This is a genomic window from Actinosynnema sp. (genome assembly GCF_052038725.1).
Window position 1 is genome coordinate 1 of sequence record NZ_JBQGCX010001376.1, and the last position, 11,637, is coordinate 11,637.

General features: G+C 74.7%; 11 protein-coding genes. 7 read left to right on the forward strand and 4 right to left on the reverse strand.

Annotated features, from left to right (window positions below; translation table 11 throughout):
- A partial coding sequence (locus ACTUAL_RS29045; RefSeq protein ID WP_440902472.1) for an SWIM zinc finger family protein occupies positions 1 to 354 on the reverse strand: 354 nt, incomplete at its 3' end.
- Between the two features lie 118 nt (positions 355 to 472).
- Positions 473 to 1,120, reverse strand: a complete 648-nt coding sequence (locus ACTUAL_RS29050; RefSeq protein ID WP_096496690.1) for an amino acid-binding protein — start codon at positions 1,118 to 1,120, stop codon at positions 473 to 475.
- Positions 1,121 to 1,384: 264 nt separating this feature from the next.
- Between ACTUAL_RS29050 and gatC the strand changes: the two genes are divergently transcribed.
- The 6 genes from gatC (at position 1,385) to ACTUAL_RS29080 (ending at position 8,468) form a co-directional block, all read left to right on the forward strand.
- Positions 1,385 to 1,684 (forward strand): Asp-tRNA(Asn)/Glu-tRNA(Gln) amidotransferase subunit GatC, encoded by a 300-nt coding sequence (gene gatC / locus ACTUAL_RS29055; protein ID WP_015804727.1) that lies wholly within the window; start codon positions 1,385 to 1,387, stop codon positions 1,682 to 1,684.
- Complete coding sequence (gene gatA / locus ACTUAL_RS29060; RefSeq protein WP_440902473.1) at positions 1,681 to 3,201, forward strand: Asp-tRNA(Asn)/Glu-tRNA(Gln) amidotransferase subunit GatA; 1,521 nt, start codon at positions 1,681 to 1,683, stop codon at positions 3,199 to 3,201. Before gatC ends, gatA begins: the two co-directional genes overlap by 4 nt.
- Positions 3,198 to 3,389, forward strand: a complete 192-nt coding sequence (locus tag ACTUAL_RS29065; RefSeq protein ID WP_096496688.1) for a hypothetical protein — start codon at positions 3,198 to 3,200, stop codon at positions 3,387 to 3,389. Before gatA ends, ACTUAL_RS29065 begins: the two co-directional genes overlap by 4 nt.
- Positions 3,386 to 4,891: an Asp-tRNA(Asn)/Glu-tRNA(Gln) amidotransferase subunit GatB gene (gene gatB, locus ACTUAL_RS29070; protein WP_096496687.1), complete on the forward strand. Its 1,506-nt coding sequence runs from the start codon at positions 3,386 to 3,388 to the stop codon at positions 4,889 to 4,891. The genes ACTUAL_RS29065 and gatB overlap by 4 nt, the downstream gene beginning before the upstream one ends.
- Positions 4,892 to 5,371: 480 nt before the next feature.
- Positions 5,372 to 5,734, forward strand: a complete 363-nt coding sequence (locus ACTUAL_RS29075; RefSeq protein WP_440902474.1) for a hypothetical protein — start codon at positions 5,372 to 5,374, stop codon at positions 5,732 to 5,734.
- Positions 5,735 to 5,975: 241 nt separating this feature from the next.
- Complete coding sequence (locus ACTUAL_RS29080; RefSeq protein ID WP_440902475.1) at positions 5,976 to 8,468, forward strand: CHAT domain-containing protein; 2,493 nt, start codon at positions 5,976 to 5,978, stop codon at positions 8,466 to 8,468.
- 87 nt (positions 8,469 to 8,555) lie between these two features.
- Here ACTUAL_RS29080 and ACTUAL_RS29085 read toward each other — a convergent pair whose 3' ends face one another.
- Positions 8,556 to 9,734: a PQQ-dependent sugar dehydrogenase gene (locus ACTUAL_RS29085; RefSeq protein ID WP_232520060.1), complete on the reverse strand. Its 1,179-nt coding sequence runs from the start codon at positions 9,732 to 9,734 to the stop codon at positions 8,556 to 8,558.
- A gap of 11 nt (positions 9,735 to 9,745) precedes the next feature.
- Positions 9,746 to 10,654, reverse strand: coding sequence for an alpha/beta hydrolase (locus ACTUAL_RS29090; protein ID WP_440902476.1), 909 nt, complete (start codon positions 10,652 to 10,654; stop codon positions 9,746 to 9,748).
- A gap of 49 nt (positions 10,655 to 10,703) precedes the next feature.
- Between ACTUAL_RS29090 and ACTUAL_RS29095 the strand changes: the two genes are divergently transcribed.
- Positions 10,704 to 11,618, forward strand: coding sequence for a 2-hydroxyacid dehydrogenase (locus ACTUAL_RS29095; protein WP_440902477.1), 915 nt, complete (start codon positions 10,704 to 10,706; stop codon positions 11,616 to 11,618).
- The last annotated feature ends 19 nt before the right edge of the window (positions 11,619 to 11,637 follow it).

Below are 11,637 nucleotides of genomic sequence, written 5' to 3' on the forward strand. Positions count from 1 at the left end.
GAGGTGCTCCACGAGCGCCGCGCGCGGCAGGCGGGTGAGGGCGGTGCGGAGCTCGTCGTCCTCGGCGTCCGGCGCGGGCACGGTCTCGCCCCGGTCGAGCAGCACCAGGCCCACGGCGACGCAGTGCTTGCAGAAGAACCCCTGCTCCCCGTACGGGCAGGCGCAGGTCCCCCGCAGGTTGCCCTCGGCGTCCCAGGTCAGCGTGATCGAGTACTCCGAGCTGCCGCGCACCACCCCGGTCACGTGCCTGGGGTGGTGCACCACGGAGACCACGGCGTCCCGGTAGGCCAGTCCGCGCCAGTAGGACTTGTGGCCCGCGCGGTGCCGCAACAGGGCAGGGGTGAGCGTCGCCATGTGCGGTATCCAACACCGTGCGGCCCGCCGCGCTCGTGCCCCTCGTTCGGGAAGCCCACCGCCATCCGCGCGACGGGCCCGCCGGCGCTCAGACCACCGGCGCTCAGGCCACCGGCGCTCAGTCCGGCAGCACCACGGCGACGATCCCCGCCAGGTGCGCCAGCCGCGCGACCTCGGCCGCCCGGAACATCGGCCCGCCCGGCCGCCCCACCAGCAGCACCCGGTCGGCGCGGCCCAGCGGCGTGGCCGCCAGCTCCGTGCCCAGCTCCCGCCAGGTCTCCGGGACCCAGCCGTCCTCGCCGTCCAGCACCGTCGCCCTGGCCAGCGGCATCCACGGCGGCAGCTCCACGCTCTCCGGCGCCGCCGCCGACGCGGTCACCCGGTAGCCGCCCCCGTCGATCTCGATCACCACGGCCCACCCGGCGCGGATGATCTTCGGCACGCCCTCGGTGAACACCGCGAGCCCCTTGGCGGGCTCGTCGGCGACCTCCTCCACCAGCTCCAGCTCCCGGTGCGTGTTCAGCACCCCGGCGTACGGCCGGACCGCGTCGACCTCGACGCCCTCCACCGACTCCGCCGCGGTGATCAGCCCGTCGGGCAGCCGCCCGGACGGCAGCTCCACGACCAGGTCGTCGATGGCGACCCCCGGTGACCGCTCCACCACGTCCACGCTCAGGATGTCGGCCCCGATCTCGCCGAGGGCCGACGCCACGGCGCCGAGCGTGCCGGGACGGTCCGGGAGCTGGACGCGGATCAGGAAGGACACGGTGCACGCCTCCAGGCTTGCTGCGGAACTGCGGAACTGCTGGGCTGCGGAACCCCTGGACTGCCGGACTGCCGGACTTCGGCACCCGCCAGCCGGTGATTGTCTCAGACGGAGCCTCGCTCCCCGACCCGCGCCGTGCGTTGCGCGGGCGTAAAATCCGCCACTCCCCCCACCGCGCACGACAACCCGGTCGGCCCTCACCCTGACCAGCCAATAGACTCGCCGGGTCCCAGATCCCACAACCGACCCACGGGGGTTGACGAGGTGCCGAGCATCTCCCGCGACGAGGTCGCGCACCTGGCCCGCCTGGCCAGGCTCGCCGTCACCGACGACGAGCTTGACCTCTTCGCAGGCCAGCTTGACGTGATCCTGCAGTCGGTGGCCACGGTGGGCGACATCGCCACCGCTGACATCCCACCCACTTCGCACGCCGTACCGCTGACCAACGTGTTCCGCGAGGACGTGGTGCGTCCCAGCCTCGGTCAGCAGCAGGCGCTCGCGGGCGCCCCCGCCGCCGAGGAAGGCCGCTTCCGCGTCCCGCGCATTCTCGGTGAGGAAGCATGAACGACCTGACCCGCAGCACCGCCGCCGACCTGGCGGCGAAGATCGCCTCCCGCGAGGTCTCCGCCGTCGAGGTCGCGCAGGCGCACCTCGACCGGATCGACGCGGTCGACGGCGCCGTGCACGCCTTCCTGCACGTCGACCGGGAGGGCGCGCTCGCCGCGGCCCGCCGCGTCGACGAGGCCGTCGCCTCGGGCGAGGCCCCGGCGAGCCCGCTCGCGGGCGTCCCGCTGGCGCTCAAGGACGTCTTCACCACCGAGGGCGTGCCCACGACCGTCGGCTCGAAGATGCTGGAGGGCTGGCGCCCGCCGTACGACGCCACCGTCACGCGCAGGCTCAAGGAAGCTGGCGTCGTGGTGCTGGGCAAGACGAACATGGACGAGTTCGCGATGGGCTCCTCCACCGAGAACTCCGCCTACGGCCCGACCCACAACCCGTGGGACCTGGACCGCATCCCCGGCGGCTCCGGCGGCGGCTCCTCGGCCGCGCTCGCCGCGTTCGAGGCCCCCCTCGCGATCGGCACCGACACCGGCGGCTCGATCCGCCAGCCCGGCTCGGTCACCGGCACCGTGGGCGTCAAGCCCACCTACGGCTCGGTGTCCCGCTACGGCCTGGTGGCGTTCTCGTCCTCGCTCGACCAGGGCGGCCCGTGCGCCCGCACGGTGCTGGACGCCGCGCTGCTGCACGAGGTCATCGCGGGCCACGACCCGCTCGACTCGACCTCGATCAACGCCCCCGTCCCCCCGGTGGTGGCGGCGGCCCGCGAGGGCCTGTCCGGCGACCTGACCGGCGTGCGCGTCGGCGTGGTCACCCAGTTCTCCGGCGACGGCTACCAGCCCGGCGTGCTGCGCTCGTTCGAGGCGGCCGTGGCGCAGCTCAAGCAGCTCGGCGCCGAGATCGTCGAGGTCTCCTGCCCGAGCTTCGACTACGCGCTGCCCGCGTACTACCTGATCGCGCCCAGCGAGGCGTCCTCGAACCTGGCCCGCTTCGACGCCATGCGCTACGGCCTGCGCGTCGGCGACGACGGCACGCGCAGCGCCGAGGAGGTCATGTCGCTGACCCGCGAGGCGGGCTTCGGCGCCGAGGTCAAGCGGCGCATCATGATCGGCACCTACGCGCTGTCCTCCGGCTACTACGACGCCTACTACGGCTCGGCGCAGAAGGTCCGCACGCTCATCACCCGCGACTTCGAGGCCGCCTACGCGACCGTCGACGTGCTGGTGTCGCCGACCACGCCCACCACGGCGTTCAAGATCGGCGAGCGCACCGGCGACCCGATGGCCATGTACAAGGCGGACCTGTGCACGATCCCCGCCAACCTGGCGGGCAACGCCGCGCTGAGCGTCCCCAGCGGACTGTCCGCCGAGGACGGCCTGCCGGTCGGCCTGCAGATCATGGCCCCGGCCCTGCAGGACCACCGCATGTACCGGGTCGCCGCGGCCTACGAGGTCGCCCGCGACGCCGCGCTCGGCCACACCGTCATCAGCCAGGCCCCCCAGCTGGAAGGAGCGGCCCGATGAAGGCGGCACGCGGCCTGTTCGGCCTGCTCAGCGCCGTCGCCGCGGCGGCGAGCGCGTTCTCCACCCTGCGCGCGGCGCGCGGTGACGGCGACAAGCTCGCCCTGGTCAACGCGGCGGGCAGCATCCTGGTCGCCGTCACGGGCGCGGCCATGGCCGTCAGGGCGTACCGGAAGGACGGGTTGGCATGACCACGGCCTACGAGCTGATGGACTACGACGAGGTCGTCGAGCGGTTCGACCCCGTCCTGGGCCTTGAGGTGCACGTCGAGCTGCACACCGCCACCAAGATGTTCTGCGGCTGCGCGAACGCCTTCGGCGGCGAGCCGAACACCAACGTGTGCCCGGTGTGCCTCGGCCTGCCCGGCGCGCTGCCGGTGGTCAACGGCACCGCGGTCGAGTCGGCGATCCGGATCGGCCTCGCGCTCAACTGCGAGATCGCCGAGTGGTGCCGGTTCGCCCGGAAGAACTACTTCTACCCGGACATGCCGAAGAACTTCCAGACCTCGCAGTACGACGAGCCGATCGCCTTCAACGGCTGGCTCGACGTCACCCTGGACGACGGCGAGGTCGTGCGCGTGGAGATCGAGCGCGCGCACATGGAGGAGGACACCGGCAAGTCGCTGCACGTCGGCGGCGCCACCGGGCGCATCCACGGCGCGGAGCACTCGCTGCTGGACTACAACCGGGCGGGCGTCCCGCTGATCGAGATCGTCACCAAGACGATCACCGGCACCGGCGCCCGCGCGCCGGAGGTGGCCCGCGCCTACGTGACCGCGCTGCGCGACCTGCTCAAGGCCCTCGACGTCTCCGACGTGCGCATGGACCAGGGCTCGCTGCGCTGCGACGCGAACGTGTCGCTGATGCCGAAGGGCTCCGACGTCCTCGGCACCCGCACCGAGACCAAGAACGTGAACTCGCTGCGCAGCGTCGAGCGGGCGGTCCGGTTCGAGATGACCCGGCACGGCGCGGTGCTCGCGGGCGGCGGCTCGATCCGCCAGGAGACCCGGCACTTCGACGAGTCCACCGGCGGCACCTCCTCGGGCCGCGCCAAGGAGACCGCGGAGGACTACCGGTACTTCCCGGAGCCCGACCTGGTGCCCGTGGCCCCGTCCCGCGAGTGGGTCGAGCAGCTGCGCGGCACGCTGCCCGAGCTGCCCTGGGAGCGCCGCAAGCGCATCCAGACCGAGTGGAGCCTGACCGACGCCGAGCTGCGCGACCTGGTCAACTCCGGCGCGGTCGACCTGGTCGCCGCGACCGTCGAGGCGGGCGCCACGCCCGCCGAGGCGCGCTCGTGGTGGGTGGCCTACCTGACCAAGGAGGCCAACGGCCGGGGCGTCGAGCTGGGCGAGCTGGCGATCACGCCGGTCCAGATCGCGCGGGTCGTGGCGCTGGTCAACGCGGGCGAGCTGACCAACAAGCTGGCCCGCGAGGTCGTCACCGGCGTGCTGGAGGGCGAGGGCGAGCCGGAGGCGGTGATCGAGGCGCGCGGCCTGAAGGTCGTGTCGGACGACTCGGCGCTGGAGAAGGCCGTCGACGAGGCCCTCGCGGCGCAACCGGACATCGCGGCGAAGATCCGCGACGGCAAGGTCGCGGCGGCGGGCGCCATCGTCGGCGCGGTCATGAAGGCCACCAAGGGCCAGGCCGACGCGAAGCGGGTGCGGGAGCTGGTCATCGCCCGCTGCGGCGGCTGACCCAGGCGCACCTCGCGCGGACGCGCGCACTCGGGACCCCGGAACCGGCTTCGGCTCCGGGGTCCCGCGCTTTCCAGGCGCACCGGCCCACTGCTCCGCGAGGACCATTTGTCTAGCCCTTTCGGGTGACACTCTGAAGGACGTGGTCGGGTGCGGATTGCGCTACCGGGATGACTATTCCTCCCCAGGTCGAGTGACGGGTTGCCCCGCTGTTCGCCCTGCGCACGGATTCACACAGTGAACACGTTACTCCTAAAGGGTGACATTGTTTTGTGCGCAGCATTGTCGGGGCTGGTCACGGCAGGTGGGCAAAAAGCACTCTGGTGGCTCTGAGTAAAAAAACCCCTCAAAGCAGCCGCCATCTGTGTAAGGCTTTGTCCGCTCGGGCGAGCCGGGGGGCTGTTCGAGTGATCACAGCACACGCACAGGCACGAGAGCACCCGTCGCCGCGGGTGCCGTTGCAAGGGGAGGACAACGCTCATGTCTGCCATCGAACCCGTCCGCACCGACGACGAGCCGGGCGCCGCGCCCGCCGGCCCGACGCCCGGTGGTCGCAGGCCCGTCACGCCCATGGGCGGCCCGTACAAGCCCCTGGGCGAGCCCGCGGTCGTCGTCAACGGCGGCCCCTACAAGCCGCTCGACGAGCCCGTCGCCCTGCTCGGCTCCGACCAGCCGCCCGCCGAACGGCTGGACGTGGTCGGCGGCGACGTCGACCGGTTGTCGGGCAAGTCCGACGCGGTCGTCAACGGCGGTCCGCACAAGCCGCTGGACGAGCCCGTGAACGAGGTGAACGGCGGCCCCTACAAGCCGCTGGACGAGCCCGTGACCGCCGTGGCCAACTGACCGGGAGCGGGAACTCCGGAGCGAGCGCGCGACGAGTCCAGGGGGCCGGGCGAGAACCGCCCGGCCCCCTGCTTGCCGCGTGTGATCTGATATGACAGTGGCCGCGCACACACCCGGTCTCAGACCTCGCGGAACGCGCGGGCCCACCGGACCGGAAAACGCGATCGAACTCGCCAGGGAACTCCACCGCAGCGCGCTGGAGGCGGCGACCGCCGACCGGCACCCGCTCGCCATCCGGCAGATGCGCGAGGGGCTCGCCCTGCTGGAGACCGGGGGCATCGCCCCCCAGGACCGCCTGGAGGTCCGCGCCAGGCTCATGAGCACCCTGGCCTTCTGCCTCGCCGAGACCGGCAACGTGGAGCGGGGCCTCACCCAGCTCGCCGCCGTCGAGGCCGAGCTGGGCGGCCTGAGCGACGGGGGCCTGCGCGACGGCCTCGCCATCGTCGTCGCCGTCAACCAGGCCGCGCTGCTGTGCCGGGTCGGCCGGATCGAGGAGGGCGTCGCCCGGCTCGACGTGGCGGTCGAGCGCAGCGAGCGCGTCCTGGTGGACAAGCCCGACGCGGTCGAGCAGCTCGTCGTCGCGCTGACCAACCGGGGCAACGCGCACGGCGAGGCCCAGGACTACCACCGGGCGGCCAGGGACCTGGACCGCGCCGTCGAGCTGGCCGACGCGCACGACCTGCCGATGCGCTCGGCCATCGCCAAGCACGCGCTCGGCAACTCGCTCCAGCGCGCGGGCGACACCCCGGCCGCGCTGCGCCACTACCACGACGCGGCGCTCGCGTTCCAAAGGCTGGAGCCCGGCCTGCTGCTGCGGCTGCGCATCGACCAGGCCGAGGCGCTCATCGGCGTCGGCCTGGCCGACGAGGCGGGCAGGCTCCTCGACGAGGTGCTGCCCGAGCTGCGCCGCCAGCGCATCGGGCAGGACGTCGCCGAGGCCGAGCTGTTCCGCGCCGCCGCCGCCCTCCAGGACGGCGACCTCGTGCTCGCCAAGCGGATGGCCAAGGCCGCGCAGCGCAAGCTGCTGCGGCGCGGCAGCCCGGTGTGGGCGGGCGTCGCGGGCCTGCTGGCGCTGCGGGTGGACGTCCAGCGGGCGCTCCAGGCCCCCCGCCGCCCACCCGAGCAGCTGGTGCGCAGGGCCATCGCGCTGTCCGCCGGGCTGACCGCGCTGCGGCTGGTCGAGCAGGCCGCGCTCGCGCTCGTGCTGGCGGCCAGGCTGGAGATCCGCAGGGGCGCGCCCGACCGGGCCGACGAGCTGCTGCGCGGGGTCGTCCGGTCGCGCAAGTTCGTCGCCATCGACCTGCGGATGCTGCTGCGGCTGTGCCGGGCGGAGCTGGCGCTGGCGCGCGGCAACCGGCGCGTCGCGCTCGCCCAGGCCAAGGCGGGGCTGGACGAGCTGGGCCGGATGCGCGATCGGCTCGGCGGGCTGGAGATGATGTCCGGCACCGCCGTGCACGGCCTCGAACTGGGCGAGCTGGCCGTGCGACTGGCCCTGGCGGGCGCGGGCTCGGCCGAGGGCGCGCAGCGGTTGTTCACCTGGTTGGAGCGCACCAAGGCCCAGCTGTACCGCTACGACCCGGTCGAGACGCCCGAGGAGGACGGGCTCACCGTGGGGGTCACCGAGGTCCGCTGGCTCACCGGCGCGCTGCGGCGCGCCCGCCTCGACGGGCAGTCCACCGGCGCCCTGGAGGAGCGGCTGCGGCTGGCCAAGCACGCGGCCACCCGGCTCGGCTGGGGAGCGGCCCCGTGGGGCACGCCCCGGCCGGTGGTCACCGCCGCCGAGGTCGCCGCCGCGCTCGGCGACCGGACGCTGGTCAGCTACGCGGTGTCCGACGACGAGCTCGTCGCCGTCGTGCTGGTCGACGGCCTGGTCCGGCTGGTGCGGCTCGGACCCGCCGGGGCCGTGGCGGAGAGCGCGCGCAGGCTGCACGCCGACCTGAACGCGCTGGCCCCCGACCACCTGCCCGCGCCGCTGGTCGAGGTGATCTCCGCGTCGGCCCGCCGCGAGGCCGAGCGGCTGGACCGCACCCTGCTCCACCCGCTCGCCGCCATGCTCGGCGGGCGGGAGCTGGTCGTGGTGCCCACCGGGGCGCTGCACGCGGTGCCGTGGGGCGTGCTGCCCACCTGCGCGGGCAGGCCGACCTCGGTGGTGCCGTCGGCGACGGCGTGGGTGTCCGCGCTGGGCAGCGGCCAGGACGACCCGGACGGGGTGCTGCTGGTGCGCGGGCCCGGCCTGCAGGCGGCGCAGACCGAGCTGGGCAGGCTGGCCGGCTACCACGACCGGCCCACCGTGCTGGACGTGCCGCAGGCCAAGGTCGGCGCGGTGCTGGCCGCGCTGGGCGGGCAGGGGCTGGCGCACATCGCCGCGCACGGCGAGCACGAGCCGGAGAACGCGCTGTTCTCCCGGCTGGAGCTGACCGACGGCGCGGTGTTCGCCTACGAGATCGGCCGGGTGCGGCAGCTCCCCGCCAAGGTCGTGCTGTCCGCGTGCGAGCTGGCGCTCAACCGGGTGCGGCCCGGCGACGAGCCGCTCGGGTTCGCCGGGGCGCTGCTCGCGGGCGGGGTGCGGACGGTGATCGCGGCGTCCAGCAAGGTCGGCGACGAGCCGTCCGCGCTGGCGATGGAGGTGTTCCACCGGGAGCTGCTCGCGGGGGAGAGCCCGGCGCTGGCGCTGGCGCGCGCGGTCGCCGAGGACCCGCTGCGAAGACCCTTCGTGTGCCTGGGGGCCGGATGACCCGAGCCCGCTCCGTGAAGCGGAGCGGTGACCGCGCGGGAGGCGCTCTTCCTCCCGCGCGGTCAGGTCCCCGCTTCTGGAAGTGCTTCAGTCCTTGCCGCCGCCGACGCCCTCGGGCTTGACCACGACCGCCACCCGGTCGTCGCTGGACACCGGGGTCCCGCCGGGGTTCTTGTTCACCGTCCCGACCAGCGCGGCCTGGTCGCTCAGCCCGACCACCGCGCCGATCCTGCCGAACCCGCTGTCGCCGTCCAGCATCGGCGCGGGCTCGCCGGAGAACGAGCCGTCCTGGTTGGTCGGCAGCACCAGCAGGCCGTTCTTGTTCGACAGCCCCACCCACACCGAGTCGGCCGCCGCCGCGCAGCCCGCGAGGCCCGGCCGGTCCGGCCAGCTCCACGCCGGGGCGCCGAGCGCCTTTCCCGCCTCCACTCGGTGCAGCGCGTCCGCGCCCGCGCCGACGTCGGTCAGCCACGTCCGCGCGCCGTCCGGGGACACGCACAGCCCGGTCGGCGCGGACAGCCCGCTCGCGAACACCCGCGACGACGCCGTCGGGTTGCCCTGCGCGGGCCCGCCCGAGGGGTCGATCCGCAGCACCTTGCCCGCCAGCGAGCTCGGGTCGGCCGCCAGCGCCCGGTTCCCGGCGTCGCCGGTGGCCACCAGCAGCGCGCCGCCCGCGTCGTGCGCCAGCGCGCCCCGGTTGCCGGAGGCGCCCTTCGGGATGCCGGTCAGCACCGGCTTGGGCACGTCGCCCGGCGCGATCCGCAGCACCCGGTTGTCCGTCGCGGTCGTCACGTACGCGTAGACCAGCTGGTCCTCGGCGTAGGTGGGGGAGGGCAGCACGGCGGTCAGCCCGCCGTCCGCCGACGCGTCCACCTCGAACCTGGCCACCTGCACGGCCTCGGCGTCCTTGGCCACCCGCAGCAGCCGCCCGGTGGTGCGCTCGGAGGCCAGCGCCGTCACCGAGCCGGTCGACTGGTCGACCGCGATCGGCGCGACCCCGGACACCCGGTCCAGGCAGGTGCCGATGACCGCAGGGTTGAAGTCCTGGCAGCCCTGGGGCGGCGGCACCGACGACGGCGCCTGCTGGCCCTGGCCGGGGCTCTGCGGCAGCTCGCCGGGCAGCTCCGGCGTGGGCCCCGCCTGCGGGGTCAGCTGGACCTGCGAGCTCCAGCCCGCCGGGGTGGGTTGCTCGGGGAAGCTGGCGCAGCCGACGGCCAGCAGGCCGACGGCGGAGCCTGCCAGCACCGCTCTCAGACGTGACGCCACGGTGACCCAGGTTAGGCGGGCGGCCGTGAACGCGGGGTGAGCGGCCTGCCCGCCCACGCCATCGCCCGCTCCACCGCGTCGACCCTGCGCAGCAGCAGCGCCAGCTCGGCGACCAGGTCGTCCCGGTGCGCCAGCGGGAGCAGGAAGTGCGTGGTGGGCAGCACCCGGCACCTCGCCTGGGGCAGCCGGGCGACCGGGCCCAGCAGGCTGCTCGGGGCGGCCAGCCCGTCGTACCTGCCCACGACGGCGGTTGTGGGGCACGTCACAGCGGACAGGTCCTGGGTGGGGGTCTCGGCCAGCGCGAGCGCCAGCTCGGCGAACCAGGCCCAGTCGGTGCGCAGCAGCGGGCCCAGCACGCGGGCCGCCCACAGGTCCACCTCCGGCGCGGGCACCCGGCCCAGCACCGCGCCCAGCAGCGGCCCCACCCGGCGCAGCGCCCGCACCCCGCCGCGCGCCAGCTCCCGCCGCGCCCGCTCCGGCAGCACCCGGTCCAGCCCCAACCGGTCCAGTCCCAACCGGTCCCAGGGGAGCAGGGGCGCGCCCAGCACCGCGCCGAGCACGTCGCCGGGCGGCCCGGCCACCAGCAGCAGCCCCGACACCCGGTCCGGGTGCCGCAGCGCCAGCTCCACCGCGACCGTCACCCCGAACGACCACCCCAGCGCCGGGCACCGCTCCACGCCCGCCGCGTCCAGCACCCGCAGCGCGTCGGACACGTGGTCCGCCAGCCGCACCCGCGCCGGGTCGTCCGGCCGGGACGAGCCGAGTGTGCCCCGGTAGTGCCAGCCGAGCAGGTGCGCGGGGAACGGCGGCCACGCCGCCTCCGGGACGCCCAGGCCCGCGCACAGCAGCACGTCCGGCCCGCCCCGGTCCACCCGCCAGGTCCGCAGCCGGGTGCCGTCCTCGGCAACGACCTCCCGCACGCTGGACAGTGTGCCCCGGACCGCGCGGACCTGCCGGTAGCGTGCGGGCGTGACGCTCACCGTGCTGGTACCAGACGACCTCGGAGTGACCGCCCTGTCCGGTGTGGACGGTGTCCGCGCGCTCCGCTACGAACCGGGGAAGCCCCTCCCCGAGGGCGCGGGGACCGCCGAGGTGCTCGTCCCCCGCTTCCTCCAGGGCAGCGACCCCCGCGAGGTGCTCGCCCAGCTGCCGAACCTCAGGCTCGTGCAGCTGCTGAGCGCGGGCGTCGAGCGGTTCCTCGGGCTCGTGCCGGACGGCGTGCTGCTGTCCACCTGCCGGGGCGCGCACGGCGGCAGCACCGCCGAGTGGGCCGTCGGCGCGCTGCTGTCCCTCTACCGCGACTTCCCGGTGTTCCAGCGCCTGGCCGACGCGGGCCGCTGGGAGCACCACGTCACCGAGACCCTCCAGGACAAGAGGGTGCTCGTGGTCGGCGCGGGCGACCTCGGCAGGCAGCTCCAGCGCAGGGTCGAGCCGTTCGACGCCACCACCACCCTGGTCGGCCGCACCGCCCGCGAGGGCGTGCGCGCCATGTCCGAGCTGCCCGACCTGCTGCCGCACCACGACGTCGTGGTGCTCGTCGTGCCGCTGACCTCGGAGACCGACGGCATGGTCGACGCGGAGTTCCTGGCCCGGATGCCGGACGGGGCCGTGCTGGTCAACGCCGCGCGCGGCCGGGTCGTGGACACCGACGCGCTCGTCGCCGAGCTGGTCTCCGGGCGGCTGCGCGCCGCGCTCGACGTGACCGAGCCCGAGCCGCTGCCGCAGGGCCACCCGCTGTGGACCGCGCCCGGCCTCTTCCTCACCCCGCACGTGGCGGGCAGCTGCACCGGGCACACCGAGCGGGCCTACGCGGTGGTCAGGGCCGAGGTCGAGCGGTTCGCCAGGGGTGAGCGGCCAGCCCCTGGGGTGAACGGCGAGTACTGAGCCGGACAACCGCACCGAA